Annotated in this window: 15 protein-coding genes; 6 read left to right on the top strand and 9 right to left on the bottom strand. The window is 59.2% G+C overall.

Translation table 11 applies throughout. From position 1 onward, the window contains the following. Window positions 1-7: 7 nt before the first annotated feature. Genes AC0TN7_RS10570 through iolB form a run of 3 tightly spaced genes read left to right on the top strand, consistent with a single transcriptional unit; the run spans window position 8 to window position 3,648 of the window. Entirely contained in the window at window positions 8-1,912 is a 1,905-nt protein-coding gene (locus AC0TN7_RS10570) for a bifunctional 5-dehydro-2-deoxygluconokinase/5-dehydro-2-deoxyphosphogluconate aldolase (RefSeq protein WP_463727053.1), read from the top strand. A gap of 11 nt (window positions 1,913-1,923) precedes the next feature. Further along, entirely contained in the window at window positions 1,924-2,814 is an 891-nt protein-coding gene (iolE, locus tag AC0TN7_RS10565) for a myo-inosose-2 dehydratase (RefSeq protein WP_463727054.1), read from the top strand. A gap of 9 nt (window positions 2,815-2,823) precedes the next feature. Beyond that, the gene (gene iolB / locus AC0TN7_RS10560) at window positions 2,824-3,648 is read left to right on the top strand and encodes a 5-deoxy-glucuronate isomerase (protein ID WP_463727055.1); all 825 of its coding nucleotides are present in this window, start codon (window positions 2,824-2,826) and stop codon (window positions 3,646-3,648) included. Here the strand turns inward: iolB and AC0TN7_RS10555 are convergent. Continuing rightward, a complete protein-coding gene (locus AC0TN7_RS10555; protein WP_463727056.1) occupies window positions 3,614-4,828 on the bottom strand; it encodes an MFS transporter in 1,215 nt (404 codons plus the stop codon). The two genes, iolB and AC0TN7_RS10555, sit on opposite strands and share 35 nt — an antisense overlap. A gap of 116 nt (window positions 4,829-4,944) precedes the next feature. Between AC0TN7_RS10555 and AC0TN7_RS10550 the strand changes: the two genes are divergently transcribed. Continuing rightward, window positions 4,945-5,388, top strand: coding sequence for a winged helix-turn-helix transcriptional regulator (locus AC0TN7_RS10550; protein ID WP_032646804.1), 444 nt, complete (start codon window positions 4,945-4,947; stop codon window positions 5,386-5,388). A gap of 13 nt (window positions 5,389-5,401) precedes the next feature. Here AC0TN7_RS10550 and AC0TN7_RS10545 read toward each other — a convergent pair whose 3' ends face one another. From AC0TN7_RS10545 to AC0TN7_RS10535, 3 genes are read right to left on the bottom strand one after another with little or no spacing between them, the layout of a single operon-like run. Next, the gene (locus AC0TN7_RS10545) at window positions 5,402-6,145 is read right to left on the bottom strand and encodes an alpha/beta hydrolase (RefSeq protein ID WP_048991295.1); all 744 of its coding nucleotides are present in this window, start codon (window positions 6,143-6,145) and stop codon (window positions 5,402-5,404) included. 11 nt (window positions 6,146-6,156) lie between these two features. Further along, the gene (locus AC0TN7_RS10540) at window positions 6,157-6,624 is read right to left on the bottom strand and encodes a DUF6130 family protein (protein ID WP_090420148.1); all 468 of its coding nucleotides are present in this window, start codon (window positions 6,622-6,624) and stop codon (window positions 6,157-6,159) included. A gap of 51 nt (window positions 6,625-6,675) precedes the next feature. After that, on the bottom strand, window positions 6,676-7,905 hold the full coding sequence (locus AC0TN7_RS10535; RefSeq protein ID WP_473702134.1) for an MFS transporter: 1,230 nt from the start codon (window positions 7,903-7,905) through the stop codon (window positions 6,676-6,678). 97 nt (window positions 7,906-8,002) lie between these two features. On the opposite strand from AC0TN7_RS10535, the gene AC0TN7_RS10530 reads away from it, so the two are divergent. Continuing rightward, window positions 8,003-8,893 (top strand): LysR family transcriptional regulator, encoded by an 891-nt coding sequence (locus AC0TN7_RS10530; protein WP_473702133.1) that lies wholly within the window; start codon window positions 8,003-8,005, stop codon window positions 8,891-8,893. On the opposite strand, the gene AC0TN7_RS10525 is transcribed toward AC0TN7_RS10530, so the two are convergent. Beyond that, the gene (locus AC0TN7_RS10525) at window positions 8,890-9,078 is read right to left on the bottom strand and encodes a YfgG family protein (protein WP_021241815.1); all 189 of its coding nucleotides are present in this window, start codon (window positions 9,076-9,078) and stop codon (window positions 8,890-8,892) included. The two genes, AC0TN7_RS10530 and AC0TN7_RS10525, sit on opposite strands and share 4 nt — an antisense overlap. Window positions 9,079-9,429: 351 nt before the next feature. Between AC0TN7_RS10525 and AC0TN7_RS10520 the strand changes: the two genes are divergently transcribed. Then, window positions 9,430-11,670 (top strand): EAL domain-containing protein, encoded by a 2,241-nt coding sequence (locus AC0TN7_RS10520; protein ID WP_473702132.1) that lies wholly within the window; start codon window positions 9,430-9,432, stop codon window positions 11,668-11,670. A gap of 4 nt (window positions 11,671-11,674) precedes the next feature. Here AC0TN7_RS10520 and ppx read toward each other — a convergent pair whose 3' ends face one another. The 4 genes from ppx to purM all read right to left on the bottom strand — a co-directional run bounded on the left by ppx (window position 11,675) and on the right by purM (window position 17,160). Continuing rightward, window positions 11,675-13,213, bottom strand: coding sequence for an exopolyphosphatase (gene ppx, locus AC0TN7_RS10515; RefSeq protein WP_048991287.1), 1,539 nt, complete (start codon window positions 13,211-13,213; stop codon window positions 11,675-11,677). A 3-nt stretch (window positions 13,214-13,216) separates the two neighbouring features. Beyond that, window positions 13,217-15,277, bottom strand: a complete 2,061-nt coding sequence (ppk1, locus tag AC0TN7_RS10510) for a polyphosphate kinase 1 (RefSeq protein WP_473702131.1) — start codon at window positions 15,275-15,277, stop codon at window positions 13,217-13,219. Between the two features lie 207 nt (window positions 15,278-15,484). After that, window positions 15,485-16,126, bottom strand: coding sequence for a phosphoribosylglycinamide formyltransferase (gene purN, locus AC0TN7_RS10505; protein WP_473702130.1), 642 nt, complete (start codon window positions 16,124-16,126; stop codon window positions 15,485-15,487). Beyond that, on the bottom strand, window positions 16,123-17,160 hold the full coding sequence (gene purM, locus AC0TN7_RS10500; protein ID WP_473702129.1) for a phosphoribosylformylglycinamidine cyclo-ligase: 1,038 nt from the start codon (window positions 17,158-17,160) through the stop codon (window positions 16,123-16,125). The genes purN and purM overlap by 4 nt, the downstream gene beginning before the upstream one ends. Window positions 17,161-17,270: the final 110 nt, after the last annotated feature.

Here is a 17,270-nt window from a genome sequence, read left to right as displayed (position 1 = left end):
TATCAACGTGGAAAAGCAGTTTGATGTGATATGCATGGGCCGCGTGGCGGTAGACCTCTACAGCCAGCAGATTGGTGCCCGTCTGGAGGACGCGTCGAGCTTCGCCAAATATCTCGGCGGGTCGTCGGGCAACGTGGCGTACGGCACCGCGCGTCAGGGTTTACGTTCGTCGATGCTGGCGCGCGTCGGCGATGAACATATGGGCCGCTTCCTGCGCGAAGAGCTCAACCAGGTGGGCTGCGATACCAGCCATCTGATCACCGATAAAGACCGCCTCACGGCGCTGGTGCTACTCGGCATTAAAGACCGGGACACCTTTCCTCTGATTTTTTATCGCGATAACTGCGCGGATATGGCCATTACGGCCAGCGATGTGGACGAAAGCTACATTGCCTCCGCACGTTGTCTTGCCATCACCGGGACTCACCTTTCTCATCCTCAGACCCGCGATGCGGTGCTGACGGCGCTGGGCTATGCCCGCCGTCACGGCGTGCGCACGGTGCTGGACATCGACTACCGTCCGGTGCTGTGGGGGCTGACCTCCTTAGGCGACGGTGAAACGCGCTTTATCGCCGCCGATAAGGTCACCCGCGAGCTGCAGGAGGTGCTGCACCTCTTCGACGTCATTGTCGGCACCGAGGAGGAGTTTCACATTGCGGGCGGCAGCACGGAGACCCTGCAGGCGCTGGGGCAGGTGCGTGTCGTGAGTGACGCAACGCTGGTCTGCAAGCGCGGCGCCCTCGGCTGCTCTGTCTATACCGACGCCATTCCGCCCCGGCTGGACGACGGCCTGACGGTGACCGGCGTGCGCGTGGAGGTGCTGAATGTCCTCGGCGCGGGGGACGCGTTTATGTCTGGCCTGCTGCGCGGCTACCTGAACGACGAGGGCTGGGAGCAGGCGTGTCGCTATGCCAACGCCTGCGGCGCGCTGGTGGTCTCGCGCCACGGCTGCGCCCCGGCGATGCCGAGCAAAATCGAGCTGGATGACTATCTCTCCCGCGCTGCGGATGTGCCGCGCCCGGATCTCGACCCGCGTCTGAACCACCTCCACCGGGTGACCACCCGACGCCGCGAGTGGCCGGAGCTGTGCGTGATGGCCTTCGACCACCGCAGCCAGCTTGAGGATATGGCGCTGCAGTGCGGCGCGTCGATCGGGCGCATTCCGGTGCTGAAGCAGCTGATCCTGCAGGCCAGCCGCGAGGCGGCGAGCCGGGCCGGGCTGGAGGGCAAAGCCGGCCTGCTGTGCGACGGCACCTTTGGTCAGGACGCGCTGAACGCCATCACCGGCGAGGGGTGGTGGATTGGTCGCCCCATTGAGCTGCCGGGCTCGCGTCCGCTGGAGATGGAGCATGGCAACATCGGCACCCAGCTCATCAGTTGGCCGCAGGAGCACGTGGTGAAGTGTCTGGTCTTTTTCCATCCGGAAGACGCTCACGGCCTGCGCCTGGAGCAGGAGCAGAAAATTGCCGAGGTGTATCACGCCTGCTGTCAGTCCGGGCACGAGCTGCTGCTGGAGGTGATCCTACCCGCCAGCATGCCGCGCAGCGACGAGCTCTACCTGCGCGCCATCTCCCGCTTCTACAACCTCGGTATTTACCCCGACTGGTGGAAGCTGCCGCCGCTCTCCGCCGAGGGCTGGACGGCGCTGAGCGAGATTATCGAACGCCGGGACCCGCACTGCCGCGGGGTGGTGATCCTCGGCCTGGACGCCCCGGCGGAACAGCTGCGCGCCGACTTCAGGGCCGCAGCGGGGCAGACGGTAGTAAAAGGCTTCGCCGTGGGGCGCACGCTGTTTGGCGATGCCTCCCGCGCGTGGCTGAAGCACGATATTGACGATGCGCAGCTGGTGGCGCGCATACGGGACAACTACCTGCAGCTTATCGCCTGGTGGCGCGAGCGCGGACACGCATAATGGAGACGACAATGAGTGTACAACTGGGCATTAACCCGCTGACGTGGACGAACGACGATCTGCCTTCTCTCGGCGCGGAAACGTCGCTGGAGACCTGTCTGAGTGAAGGGAAAGAGGCCGGTTTCGCCGGTTTCGAGCTGGGCAATAAGTTCCCGCGCGAAGCGCGCCTGCTTGGGCCCATCCTGCAGCGCCACCACCTGCAGCTGGTCTCCGGCTGGTACTCCGGCCGCCTGCTGGAGCGCAGCGTGGAGGAGGAGATTGCCGCCGTGCAGTCTCACCTGACGCTGCTGCGCGAGCTGGGGGCGAAGGTGCTGGTCTTTGCGGAAGTGAGCGGCTGCATTCACGGCGAGCAGCAGACACCGGTGCACCTGCGCCCGCGCTTCCCGCAGGCGCGCTGGAAAGAGTACGGCGAGAAGCTCACCGAATTTGCCCGCTACACCCAGCAGCAGGGAGTCCAGATTGCCTACCATCACCATATGGGCACGGTGATTGAGTCCGCCGACGACGTGGACAACCTGATGACCCACACCGGCGACGCGGTGGGGCTACTGCTTGATACTGGCCATCTGACCTTTGCCGGGGCCGATCCGCTGGCGGTGGCGCAGCGCTGGGCGTCGCGCATCAACCACGTTCACTGCAAAGACGTGCGTGCCGACGTGCTGGCGGACGTGAAAAACCGTAAAACCAGCTTCCTTGACGCGGTGCTGAGCGGCGTGTTTACCGTGCCGGGCGACGGCTGCGTGGATTATCCGCCGATTATGCGGCTGCTGAAGACGCAGGACTATCACGGCTGGCTGGTGGTCGAGGCCGAGCAGGATCCGGCGATTGCCCATCCGCTGACCTACGCCCGTCTGGGATATAACAACCTGAACCGCCTGGCGCGCGAAGCCGGACTGATTTAAGGAGGTGACATGTCACGTCTGTTATCACGCTGGCAACAGCCGAACGCGGAGGGGCGCACCCAGTCCGTCACGCCGGAAAGCGCAGGGTGGGGATACGTCGGCTTTGAGGCGTATGAGCTGCAGGAGGGGCAGACGCTGACGCTGCCCGCCGTCCGCGAAGAGCGCTGTCTGGTGCTGATCGCCGGACGCGCCTCCATCAGCACGCCTTCCGCGCAGTTTAGCGACATCGGTGAGCGGATGAGCCCGTTCGAGCGCATCAAGCCGTGGGCGGTGTACGTCACCCCGCAGGAGACGGTGCAGGTGAAGGCGCTGACAACGCTGGAGCTGGCGGTCTGCGCCGCGCCGGGCAAGGGCACGCATCCGACGCGGCTGATTGCCCCGCAGGATATCGACGGCGAGGCGCGCGGCAAGGGCCACAACCAGCGCTATGTGCATAACATTCTGCCGGAAGGCAAGCCCGCCGACAGCCTGCTGGTGGTGGAGGTGTGGACCAACGAGGGCTGCACCAGCTCGTATCCGAGCCACAAGCACGACACGGATAACCCGCCCCAGGAGACGTATCTGGAGGAGACCTACTATCATCGCCTCAATCCGGAGCAGGGGTTCTGCATGCAGCGCGTCTACACCGACGACAGAGCGCTGGATGAGTGTATGGCGGTCTATAACCGTGACGTGGTCATGGTGCCGAAGGGCTACCATCCGGTGGCGACGATGGCCGGGTATGACAGCTACTACCTCAACGTGATGGCGGGGCCGGTGCGCAAATGGATGTTCACCTGGGAGGAGGACCACGCGTGGATTAATCGGGATTATCCCGCGGATGGTGGTAGCTAACGCGGGTTAGCCACCAGAACACCAGCGCCAGCAGGCTGACCGAGGCGCCAAGCAGGCAGACGCCCGGCCAGCCGGCAAAGGCATACGTCATCGTCGTGCCGAGTGCGCCGAGCCCGCTGCCGACGGCATAAAACAGCATGTAAAGCCCGACCAGCCGGCTGTGCGCCTCAGGACGGGTGCGAAAGATCATGCTCTGGTTGGTGACGTGCAGCGCCTGTCCCCCCAAATCGAGCAGTATGATGCCGATAAGCATGATCCCGAGTGAACGGTCCATCAGCGACAACGGCCACCATGCCAACAGCAGCATCACCAGCGCCGCGGCGCTGGTGCGTTGGGCATATCCCCGATCGGCCCAGCGTCCTGCCCGGCCAGCCGCCATCGCCCCCACCGCGCCTGCCAGTCCAAACGCGCCAATCACGGTATGCGAGAAGCTAAAGGGCGGGGTGCTCAGCGGCAGCACCAGCGCGCTCCAGAAAATGTTGAACGATGCAAACATCAGCAGCGCCAGCACGCCGCGTATCTGCAGCACTTTTTCCTGCCGCAACAGTGTAAGCATTGAGCCAATCAGCCGCGGGTAGCTCATCGTGGCAGTGACGGCTGGCAGAGTGGGGAGCCTCCACCACAGCGGTAACGCAATGATGAGCATCAGCGCGGCGGCACACAGATAAACCCCGCGCCAGCCCGCGATATCGCTGATGCCGCCAGCAAAGACGCGCGCGAGCAGCAGACCCATGAACACGCCGCCCTGCGCTGCGCCGACAACGCGGCCTTGTTCATGCGGCGACGCGGCGCTGGCGGCGTAGGCAATCAGCCCCTGTGTCATGGCCGTACCCAGCATACCGGTCGCAAGCATACCGAAAAGCAGCGCCGAGGGGGACTGTGCCAGGCTGACGGAAATCAGCGCAACCACCAGAGCAATCAGCTGTATTGCCATTAGCCCTCGACGATCCACTTTGTCACCCAGAGGAACCACAAGCAAAAGAGCCAGCGCGCAGCCAATTTGTGTCGCGGTCACCACGCCACCCACGGCCGCATGGCTGATGCCGAAATCGTTCGCCAGCGCGTCAAGCAAAGGCTGGGCGTAATAGACATTTGCCACGCTTAAGCCGCTGGCAGTGGCGAACAGCCAGACCATGCTGCGTGGCATGTCGGCTGAAAGAGGGGCTGATGTCACTGACATGTTTAACATTCCTCGCCTGATATAACCTGGTTTTAAAATGAAACTGGTTGAATGCTAGGCTATGTGGTTTTAAAATGCAACTGGTTGCGGGGTGGCCTTTGCGAGGAAAATACGAGATGTCCCAAAAGACGGTTAAAGCGGAATATTGTCCCGTTGCCCGCAGCGTCGAGGCGATCGGGGATCGCTGGTCGCTGCTTATCGTGCGCAATGCGTTTGACGGCATGACGCGCTTCGGGGATTTTCAGCGTAGCCTCGGGGTGGCGCGCAACATCCTTTCTGACCGGCTTCGCAAGCTTGTAGATGCGGACATCCTGACGTTACAGGGGGCATCAGACGGTACGGCGTATCAGGAATATGTCCTGACCGACAAAGGTGAGAGCCTTTTCCCCGTGGTCGTGGCGCTGCGTCAGTGGGGAGAACAGCATCTGTTTGCGCAGGGCGAGCGCCACTCGCTGTTGGTCGACAGGCGAACGGGCAAGCCGGTTCCCTTTATGGCGCCAGCAGCGCAGGACGGCACTGCGCTGCTGCCTGGGGATACGGAAGTGCAGAAAGTTGAATAAGCCGCCGCTGTTGTTAATTGCTCCTGATCGCCTGCTCAATCGTGCGGGCAACGATCTGCGGCTGGCTGACCATCGACACGTGGCTCGCGGCCACCTCTGCGGTTTTCGCATGGATCGTCTTCGCCATCGCCCGTTCAAGATCGGGGTTGATCATTCGGTCATTCTTGCTGACCACAAACCAGCTCGGTTTATCATGCCACGCCGCATGGGCGACCTTTTCACCAAACGCCTCGGCCTTAATCGGCCCCTGCGTCGCTGCAATCGTGTTTTGAATGTCTGGCGTCACATCCGGCGCGAAATCCTTCCTGACGGCGTCCGTTGGCAGATATAAATAGCCGTCCGCCGTTTTGGCAATGCCCGCGCTGCCCGGCGGCGCAGGGAATCTTTCTGCCAGATCCGCCGTCGACTGACCGGAATCCGGCGCGAACGCCGCCACATACACCAGTGATTTTACTCGCGCATCGTTGCCTGCTTCGCTAATCACGGTGCCGCCCCAGGAGTGACCCACCAGTACGACATCGCCCTGGGCGCGCTCGATGGCTCGTCGCGTGGCGGCAACGTCATCTTTTAGCGACGTGAGCGGTAGCTGGACGGCAATGACCTCTGCGTGCTGTTTCTGCAACAGGGTAATGACCTTATTCCAGCTGCTGCCGTCGGCAAATGCGCCGTGTACCAGCACGACGCTGGTTTTGCTCTGTGCAAAGGCGCTGGCGGAAAGCGCCAGCAGGCCTGCCGTCAGTACAAACAGTGCTTTCATTTTCAGATTCCTTAAAAATGGTGGACCGCCGCGTGGGGCGGTACGGTGAATTCAAGGGTTTTGTGATCGAGCGGCTTATGCGTCGGGTCGGCCAGAATAATGGTCACCTTGTGTTTCCCAGCGGGCAGCCCGACCAGGATCACCGGCTCTCCGCTGGCGTCAGCCCAGTGCCACGGCGCGTCGTCCACCACCACGTGAATGTGCCCGATGCGCGGGGTGACCTTGAGCGCGTCGGGGCCGAATACCGGCTCGATGCGCAGGTTTTCGGCGCGGTACTGAATAAACACCGCGCCTTTGCTCAGCGGCCCGGCAAGCGGCGGATCGACTATCAGCTTTGCGGGCGGCTGCGGCTGCGCCAGCGGCGCAACGGCGGCGGGGCCGTTAACGTCCGCGGCGCTCAGGTTGTCCAGCGGTGTGGCCTGGGCATGGGCTACAGATGCCAGGACAAGCAGGGGGATAAGTGCATAACGACGGATCATCGGTCTCTCTCCTCATCGGTTCTGAATGGCGACAGGGAAAGAAAACCATTTTTATGTATCGGAGATATTTGCCGGAGGGGGCGTTTTGTACCCGTTTGTCACCGTGGCCCGCGGGATACAGTGCGATACACTTTGCCTTCCGGGACGGCGCACAATGGCTATCGCCAGCCCGGCAATCACCAGCGTCAGCCCCGTTGAAACCCACATTGCACCCGCGATCCCCAGGGTTTTATTCAGCCACGCATAGGCAAACGGCGAGGCTGCCGCCATCAGCTGGCCGGGGATAAGCAGCGTGCCGGTGCGACGGGCATAGCTTTCCGCGCTGAACAGTTCCAGCGGCAGGGTAGCTTTCACGATGGTGATCAGCCCGTTGATGGCGCCATAGCCCAGCACAAACCCGGCCGCACACCACACAAACAGAGCGCTGCTCAACCCCAGAAGAAAGCAGAGCGGCATGGCGAGCGCGGTAAAAAGCGTGAGTTTGAAGGGGGTTAAACGGGCACCCGCCAGCACTTCCAGCGAGCGAGCAGCCGTCTGGCCGATCCCCCACAGCATGCCGATGGCGACCGGCAGGCCGAAGTGGGCAATAAACTCCGGCAGATGGGTGGAGGTGCCGTTAGAGACAAAGGTGATGAGGGCAATGAAGGCGGCATAAAGCCAGCCGTTTCGGCGCTCGTTGTTCAGGGGCGGCGCGGCGACCTTTGTCGTTACCGTCAGCCGCTGACGGGGGAGCGTTCTTATCAGCGCCGCGCTCAGCAGGCCGAAGAGAGCATAGACGCGCAGCGCCTCCTGCCAGCTCATCACCTGAAGCAGAGCATCGCCCAGCGGCCAGAAGACGGCGGAGGCCAGCCCGCCCGCCAGCGTGACGCGGGAGATTGTTCTGCGCGCCTGCTGCCCGTAAAGATTCACCAGCGCGGCGAATAGCGCATCGTACAGCGACAGGCGCATCCCTACACCGATGACCAGCCAGGCGCAGTACCAGCCAAATAGCGTCTGGGTATACGCCATACAGGCGCAGCTTGCGGCGATCAGCAGCGTGCCGCTCATCACCACCGTCTGACCGCCAAAGCGTGCCAGCAGGTGGGCCACAAAGGGCGAAACCGCCGCCATCACCAGCATCGCCAGCGTCAGGCCGAGGTAAATCTGCGGTGACGACCATCCCCGGTCGGCTGCAATGGCCAGCGCAAAGGTGCCGGGCATATAAAACGAGATCCCCCAGTTGATGAGTTGATTACATCCCGCCATGAGGGCGAGGCGGCGTGGCAGGGCAGGTGTTTCCATTATTTTTCATTCCGCTATGCAGTTGTCCTGAGCATAACGGGCGCGGTATTGTGCTGGCAGGGCCGTAACCTTATGCGCGGTATAAGAGAAACTTTGAATGACGACGCTTAATCTGGGCTATCTCGCCACCTTCCGTCTGGTGATCCAGCGCGGCAGCTTTTCAGCGGCAGCGGACGTACTGGGCATTTCACAGCCCGCCGTCAGTATGCAAATACGCCAGCTGGAGCAGTTTCTGCAAACGCGGCTGGTAGAGCGTACCGGGCGGGGGATTAAGGCGACGGCTGCCGGGCAGGCTTTGCTGACGCATGGGGAGCGTATTCAGCAGGCGGTGGATGACGCCATCCGGTCCGTGAGTGCGTTCAGTCACGACGTGAGCGGCACCATTACGCTTGGCACGGGGGCAACGGCCTGCATCCATCTTCTCCCGCCCCTGCTGGAGCAGCTGCGCCGCGACTATCCGCTCCTGAGCGTGGGGGTGACAACGGGCAACACCCTCGACATCGTCAGGGCCATCGAAGAGAACCGTCTCGATGTGGGGCTGGTCACGCTGCCGGTGAGCGGCAGAGCGCTGGACGTTATGCCGGTGATGGACGAAGAGTTTGTGTTTATCGCCTCGCGGGAGCAGCAGGATGTTTTCCGGGATTTCGCGCCGGAGGCGCTGCACGCTCATCCGCTGATTGCCTTTGAATCAGGCAGCGGGACCCGGGCGCTGATCGACGGCTGGTTTGCAGCCAGTGGATTAGCAATCGCGCCGGTGATGCAGCTTGGCAGCATCGAGGCGATCAAACGCATGGTTCGCGCGGGGCTGGGCTACAGTATTGTGCCGCGCATGGCGGTCGAACAGGATGTCGATCGTGAAGGGCTATGCGTGATGTCGCTGACGCCCATGCTGCAGCGGCAGTTGGCCGTTGTGATGCGACAGGACAAAATCCTCAGCAAAGGGATCGCGGCCCTTATTCGGCTCGTGCAATATCCTTCGGCGGTTTAGCGGTCAGCGGTGTCGACGGTCAGGCTGGATTGCTGTGACTGGGTTTTATCCTGATGGTGGTACCAGGCGCCAATCGAAGAGTAAACGAAGCGGCCAAAGAAAAACAGGAAGCTGATGAGCAGTATGATGCGGGTCATTCGGGTGTTAAATCGATGTCGTTTGCGCATACGCGTGACCTGACTCACTCTGTTTTTCCTGGGTAAGCCCTTTTGGGCGATAAGGATATTAAGGCACAGCGGGAAGATGGGGTCAATTCTGTGATGTGTAAATAACCGTCAATGTTTACATTAATTAATGTTATTGAGATTAATTAATACATTTACCATATTGATAATATGAAGAAAATAATTGTAGAAAAACGTCGCAAAACGTTATTTGCGTAAAGTAGTTTGATTTATGTCAACGGATTCCTGGCCCTGATATTTAAAATCCTTCCTCCACACTGTTCGCCCGGCACGCTGCCGGGCGGGACGTACGTCAGGTCGGATGCCTGTCTTTATTTCCCTCTGGAGCGATAGGGGTTTAACCGGGCATCTATGAACATTCTCGCTTTCCTGAAAAAAAATGAAAACCGCTGGTGGGCATTGCCGCTTATTTTACCGGTGGTTTTACTTCCCGTGCTGAGCATTGCAAATACGCTCACGCAGCTGGGCGACGGCATTGTGGCACTCTATTATTTACCCCTCTCATTTTTGCTTTCGCTGATAATGTTCTTTGGCCTGGAAGCGCTGCCCGGGATCGTATTGTCGCTGTTTATCCGCTATTACCCCTCGGTCGGGATGTTTGAAACCGTCGCCGGCGTACTCCATTTTATCGTCCCTTTAGTGCTCAGCTGGGGCGGCTACCGGGTGTTTGCGCCCAGACGGAATATGACCGCGTACGGCGACATCCGGCTGATGGCGCAGCGTATCTTCTGGCAGGCCTTCTGCCCCGCGACGCTGTTTCTGTTGCTGTTTCAGTTTGCGGTGTATTTAGGCGTGTATGAGAGCCGCCAGAGCCTGGCGGGATTAAACCCTCTTAATATTCGCACGCTCATCAACTACCAGGCACTGCTGGTCAGCGGACTGACGGGCGTACCGCTGAGCTATCTGCTGATCCGCCTGATTCGTCATCCGCGCTATCTTAAAAGCCTTATCTCGCAGGTCCGTTCCCAGATAGACAAAAAGGTGACGATCGTTGAGTTTCTGGTGTGGGCAATCGCGCTTGGCGGGCTGCTTTCGCTGCTGCTGCTCCCGATGAATGAAAACAGCTCCATTTTTACCACTAACTACACCCTGTCGCTGCTGATGCCGGTGATGCTCTGGGGCGCGATGCGTTTTGGCTATAAGCTGGTGTCGCTGATCTGGATACCGGTGCTGCTGGTGTCTATTCACTATTTTTACCACTATATCCCGGTGAACCAGGGGTATGACATTCAGCTGGCGATCACCTCTTCCAGTTACCTGGTCTTCTCGTTTGTGGTGATTTATATGTCGATGCTGGCGACCCGGCAGCGCGCGGTGAACAAACGCTCCCGCAGGCTGGCGCTACTCGACCCGGTCGTACATATGCCTAACCTGCGGGCGCTGTCGCGTGAACTGGCGAAAAACCCGTGGTCGGCGCTCTGCCTGCTGCGCATTCCGGAGCTGGAAATTCTGGGCCGAAATTACGGCGTGTTGCTGCGCATTCAGTACAAACAGCAGCTGGCGCAGTGGGTGAATGGCACGCTCCAGCCCAACGAGCAGGTGTATCACCTGACCGGGTACGATTTGGCGGTACGGCTCAATGCGGAATCACACCAGCAGCGGATTGAAGCCCTGGACGAGCATATCAAACAGTTTCGCTTTGTCTGGGACGGGATGCCGCTGCAGCCGCAGGTGGGCGTGAGCTATTGCTATGTCCGCTCCCCGGTTAACCATCTTTATCTGGTGCTGGGCGAACTGGGCGTGGTTGCCGATCTGTCGCTCTCCTCCAACCATCCGGAAAATCTTCAGCAGCGTGGGGCCATCCATTTGCAGCGCAGCCTGAAGGATAAAGTCGCGATGATGAGCCGCCTGCAAAAGGCACTCGATAACGACGAATTCGCCCTGCTGGTTCAACCCGTTCGCGGCCTGCGTGGCGATCGCTATCACGAAGTTCTGCTGCGGATGCCGGATATCAACGGGCTATTGATCTCCCCCGACCAATTCCTGCCCGTCGCGCAGGAGTTTGGTCTCTCCTCGCGGGTGGATTTGTGGGTGCTGGAGCATACCCTGCGCTTCCTTGCAGCGCATCGCGAAAAACTTCCCGGCCAGCGCTTTGCCATTAATCTGGCCCCGTCGACCGTGTGTCGGGTACAGTTCCCGCTTGAGGTAAGTCGCCTGCTGGCAAAATACGCCATTGAGCCGTGGCAGCTGATTTTTGAGGTGACGGAGTGCAGCACCTTCGGCAGCGGGGAGCAGGCGCTACATATTCTCCAGCAGCTGCAGAAAATGGGGGTACGCATTGCGATTGATGATTTTGGTACCGGGTATGCAAGCTATGCGCGGCTGAAAAGCGTGGATGCCGACATTCTCAAGATTGACGGCAGCTTTATCCGCAATATCGTCAATAACAGCCTGGATTATCAGATCGTAGCGTCTATCTGCCATCTGGCGCGCATGAAGAAGATGCTGGTGGTGGCTGAGTATGTCGAGACGGAAGAGATACGTAGCGCGGTTCACGCGCTAGGTATCGATTATGTGCAGGGCTATCTGATTGGCAGGCCGGCACCGCTTGAGTCACTGCTGGAAGCTGAGACGTCCTGCGCGGACGCCTGAGTCGTTACGCGGCGACGTCGGCGCTCTCTTCTTCAATTTTGAGCAGCCAGCCGGTGACCGCTTCCCAGTATTGCTGCTCTTTTTCCAGGTCCAGCAGGACCAGCGCGTTCTGGCTGAACCAGTCGTGTGGGAAGCTCAGCGTCCAGTGATGATCGTCAGTTTTAAGCTTCAGCGTGGGCGGCGTGGTGGTGGCCTGGCGCTGGTTATTGAGCAGCACGCCCAGGCGCAGCAGCTGAATAAGCGGCAGGAACTGCTTCTTCTTAAACAGCGTGAAGCGCGGCAGATCGTCGAGCTTGATGGCTTTTCGGTGATAACGCACCAGGGTCGCCATCATGGTTTGCTGCTCCTGGTTGAAGCCAGGCAGATCGCTGTTTTGCAGAATGTAGGCCGAATGGCGATGCATTCCGCTGTGGTTGATGTTCAGCCCCACCTCGTGCAGCATCGCGGCCCATTTTAACAGCGCGGCAAGCTGCGGGTGTGCGAGCTTCGGATTCTGTTCTTCCCACTGTTCGTACATCTGCACCGTGGTGTCCAGCACGCGCTTCGCCTGTTCGCGGTCGATGTTGTACTGGTTGGCCAGGCTTTGCGCGGTACGGCTGCGAATATCCTGATGGCGGAAGCGGCCTTCCATTTCGTACAGCACGCCTTCGCGCAGCGCGCCGTCGGAGAGACGCAGTTCCTTAATCGCCAGCGCATCAAACACGCCGCACAGGATCGCAAGCCCCGGTACGAAGACTGATTTACGCTCATCGGACAGGCCCGGCAGGCTCAGGGCGTCGAAGCTTTTATGCTTCAGCACCTCTTCGGTGAGCAGAGCCAGGCGTTCAGGGGTAATAATCCCGTCTTTTTCACCCATCGCCAGCAGCACCTCATGCGCCGCTTTGATGGTGCCTGACGCGCCCAGCGCCACGTTCCAGCCCTGAATTCGGTACTGCCAGGCCAGGTTTTCCAGCTTCTGGACGGCCGCCATACGCGCACGCTGGAAGTTCTCGCGGGTGATGGTGCCGCCCGGGAAATACATCTGCGCGAAGCTGACGCAGCCCATACGGCGGCTTTCCACTAGGCGTGGCTCAAAGTCTTCGCCGATCACCAGCTCCGTTGAGCCGCCGCCGATATCGATAACCAGCTTGCGCCCTTTTTCCGGCTGGGTGTGCTCAACGCCCATGAAAATCAGACGCGCTTCCTCGTTGCCGGAGATGATCTCAATCGGGTAGGGGATCACTTTTTCGGCCCGTTTGAGAAACTCCGGCGCGTTCAGTGCCTGGCGCAGTGTGTGGGTGCCCACAATGCACACGCTGGAGGGCGAGAAGCCCTGCAGGCGTTCAGCAAACAGCGACAGGCAGTTTAACCCACGCTCCATTGCCTCTTCGCTGAGCATGCTGCGTTCATCAAGGCCATCCGCCAGGTGCACGCGCTGCTTCAGACGACCGATGATCTGCAGCGCGCCATCCACCTCACGGGCGATGACCATGTGGAAACTGTTAGAGCCAAGATCGACCGCGGCGAATTCCTGCGGGCGTGGGGTCTTATCATTTATCGGCATAGGTTAATCGGGTTGCTCGAGTGATTTGATATAGTCGTAAATCGCCAGTTGCGACCGCACTTTGCGGCGGTTGCCGCGCGGTACATAGCGGTTACTGAGTTCTTTGTCGATATAGCGTGCTTTCACGGTATCGCTGAACAGAATCTCGCTGATGTCGAGGATCTGCTGCTTCAGGCGCGGATCCAGCAGCGGTGCCGCGACTTCAATTCGGTAGTCAATATTGCGCGTCATCCAGTCTGCCGAAGAGAGATAGACCTGTTTATCACCCGCATTATCGAAAATATAGACCCGATCGTGTTCCAGATAGCGGTCAACAATGCTGATCACGCGAATATTGTCGCTGATGCCTTCCAGTTCCGGGATCAACGAGCACATGCCGCGGATCAGCAGGTTAACCGGCACGCCGGAGCTGGACGCGGCGTACAGCCTGTCTACCAGCCCTTTGTCCACCAGGTTGTTGAGCTTCAGGGTGATGCCGGACGACAGCCCTTTCTGGGCATTGGCGATCTCTTTATCGATCATATCGTACAGCAGACGGCGCGAGTTCTGCGGCGAGACCAGCAGATAGTCGAAGCTTACCGGACGGTACGGGTTCTCAATAAAGTTAAAGACCCGGCGCACCTCGTTGGTGATGCGGGCATCGGCGGTCAGCAGCGAGTAGTCGGTATAGATTCGCGCCGTTTTCTCGTTAAAGTTCCCGGTACCGATGTGGGCGTAGCGTACCACCTCGTCGCCCTCTTTACGGGAGATGAGGAACAGCTTGGCGTGAATTTTCAGCCCCGGCGCGGAGAAGATGACGTGTACACCGGCTTCCGTCAGACGACGCGCCCAGTGAATGTTCGCCTCTTCGTCGAAGCGCGCCTGCAGCTCCACCACCACGGTCACTTTTTTGGCGTTGTGCGCCGCGTGGATCATCGCATCGATGATGCGGGAATCTTTTGCGACGCGGTAGATGTTTATTTTGATCGCCAGCACGCTCGGGTCGAACGAGGCCTGACGCAGCAGTTCCAGCACGTGTTCAAAGGTGTGATACGGATAGTAGAGCAGGACATCGCGTTCGCGGATGGCGTCAAAACCGTTGCGGAATTTATCGAACCAGAGATGGCGCAGGCGCGGCAGCGGCTTGTTCACCAGATTGGCTTTGCCGACGTTCGGGAAACCGATAAAGTCTTTAAAGTTGTGGTAACGGCCACCCGGCACGATGGAGTCATAGCGCGAAATGGTCAGCTTCTCGCGCAGCATCTCCACCATGGCGTCCGGCATATCGCGCTGATAGACAAAGCGCACCGGCTCGGCCGTCAGGCGCTGTTTCAGGCTGGACGACATCAGCTCCATCAGGCTGGCTTCCATCTCGTGCACCAGGTCATATTCGGCGTCACGGGTCATCTTCATCGAGTAGGCGTTTAACGCATCGTAATCGAAGAAGCCTTTGAAGATGTCGTCCAGACAGTAGCGCAGGATGTTATCGAGCAGGATCATCGGCTTGCGTCTGCGCGGGGTTTCCGGCGGCAGGTTCACGAAGCGCGGGACCTTGTCGGACGGGATCTCCAGCAGCGCGTAACGGATGGATTCACCGCGGATAATTTCCACGGCCAGATAGGTGTAGTCATCTTTCAGGAACTGCACCAGATCGGTTTCGCGGTTGATGAGAATCGGGGTAATGTGCTGGCGCAGGTACTGTTTAAAATAGTGGCGCAGCCAGTTTTGTTGGTTAACGGAAAGCTGACGTTCGTTAATCAGGAAGATTTGATTACGCGCCATCTCCAGCAGCAGTTCGTTATACAGGCCGTCAAATTCCTGATCGGCTTTCAACACGCGGGACTGGATTTTGCCCAGCAGGTGCCGCGAGTGCGAGTTTAGACCCTGTTCTTCGCTGATGATGATGCGTCTTTTCAGCTCGGCAAAGCGAACCTTGTAGAACTCATCCAGGTTGTTGGAATAGATGCCCAAAAAACGCATGCGCTCGATCAGCGGGTTACTTTTGTCTGCCGCTTCCTGGAGTACACGTTCGTTAAATGCTAACCAGCTTAGCTCTTTCTCGATATATAACTTTTCCTGACCCATTACAGCTCACACTCCAGTTCAATCACAGGACGTGGTAAATCCGTCTCGTCCTTATTATGGCGAGCATTTCCACGATATGTCCAACAGTGCCAGAAAAGTATGACAGTTATTTTTTTTGTGGGGGATTTTAGAAGGTTGGAGAAGGGGATATCGGGTAATGCAATGAACAGGTCGGGTAAGCGCAGCTGCGCTACCCGACATAACAAACTACTCTTCGGCAGCATGACCCTGCGGGGGTAACTTCACGCCGTCCAGCCAGGCTGCGCCGTCGCGCATTTCGAGACGCCCGTCGACAAACCAGCTTACCACCAGCGGGTAGATGGCATGCTCCTGGGTCTGCACGCGTTCGGTCACGTCTTCTTCGCTGTCGCCGTCAAAGACCGGGACTTTGGCCTGCAGGATCACCGGACCGCCGTCCAGCTCGCCGGTAACGAAATGCACGGAGGTGCCGTGCTCCTCATCGCCGTTTTCCAGGACCTGACGATGGGTGTGCAGGCCGGGATATTTCGGCAGAAGAGAAGGGTGGATATTCAGCAGACGTCCGGCGAAGTGTTCTACAAAAGCCGGGCTCAGAATACGCATATAGCCCGCCAGCACCACGACGTCCGGTGCGTAGGCATCAATCTCATGCACCAGCTCGCGGTCAAAGGCTTCACGCCCGGCGAACTGGCTGGCTTCCAGCGCGTGCGCAGGGATGTTCGCTTCCCGCGCGCGCTCAAGGCCGAACGCGTCGGCCTTGTTGCTGAAAACTGCCCGAATGGTGCCATTGATTTTCTTCTGTTTGCAGGCGTCAATTATCGCCTGCAAATTGCTTCCGTTGCCGGAAATGAGCACCACGATGTTTTTCATTCAATGACCACACGCTGTTCGGAATCGGAGGATTTAATCGTACCGATTTTCCACGCGTTTTCACCTTTTTCAGTCAGCAGCTTGACCGCTTTATCCGCTTCGCTTGCCGGCAGGGCGATAACCATGCCCACGCCGCAGTTAAAGGTGCGGTACATTTCGTGGGAGCTCACGTTGCCTGCGGTCTGCAGCCAGTTAAACACGGCTGGCCACTGCCATGAGGATTCGTCGATCACCGCCTGGGTGTTGTCCGGCAGGACGCGCGGGATGTTTTCCCAGAAGCCGCCGCCGGTCAGGTGAGCGATAGCGTGAACGTCGACGTTCTCGATAAGCTCAAGCACGTTTTTCACGTAGATGCGGGTCGGGGCCAGCAGATGGTCAGCCAGCGGTTTACCGTCAAGCTCGGTCGTCAGCGGGTCACAGCCGCTCACTTCGATGATTTTACGCACCAGGGAGTAGCCATTGGAGTGCGGGCCGCTGGAGGCCAGCGCGATCAGCACATCGCCATCGGCCACTTTGCTGCCGTCGATAATTTCTGATTTTTCTACTACACCGACGCAGAAGCCCGCGACGTCATAATCTTCGCCGTGATACATGCCCGGCATTTCCGCGGTTTCACCGCCAACCAGCGCACAGCCAGACTGCAGGCACCCTTCGGCGATACCGTTGATCACGCTTGCCGCGGTATCTACGTCCAGTTTGCCGGTCGCGTAGTAATCGAGGAAGAACAGCGGCTCTGCGCCCTGAACCACCAGGTCATTCACGCACATCGCGACCAGATCGATACCGATCGTGTCGTGACGCTTTAAATCCATCGCCAGGCGCAGTTTAGTGCCTACACCGTCAGTTCCCGAGACCAGAACAGGTTCACGATATTTTTGCGGCAGCGCGCACAGTGCGCCGAATCCACCCAGACCACCCATCACTTCCGGGCGGCGGGTTTTTTTCACCACACCTTTGATTCGGTCAACCAGCGCATTACCTGCGTCAATATCAACACCGGCATCTTTGTAGCTGAGAGAAGTTTTGTTGGTCACGGCTTAAATCCCCACGCGATTGCATAGCTAGTAAGAAAAATCGGCGCAATTCTAACAGTCCAGGCAAACGTTTGCGAGCCTATTCTGGACGTAGGGATCTTTTTTTACGC

The sequence above is a fragment of the Enterobacter sp. PL_is511 genome, from assembly GCF_055816065.1.
The sequence above is the reverse complement of the archived record's forward strand: the minus strand, read 5'-3'. Positions and strand labels throughout refer to the sequence as shown.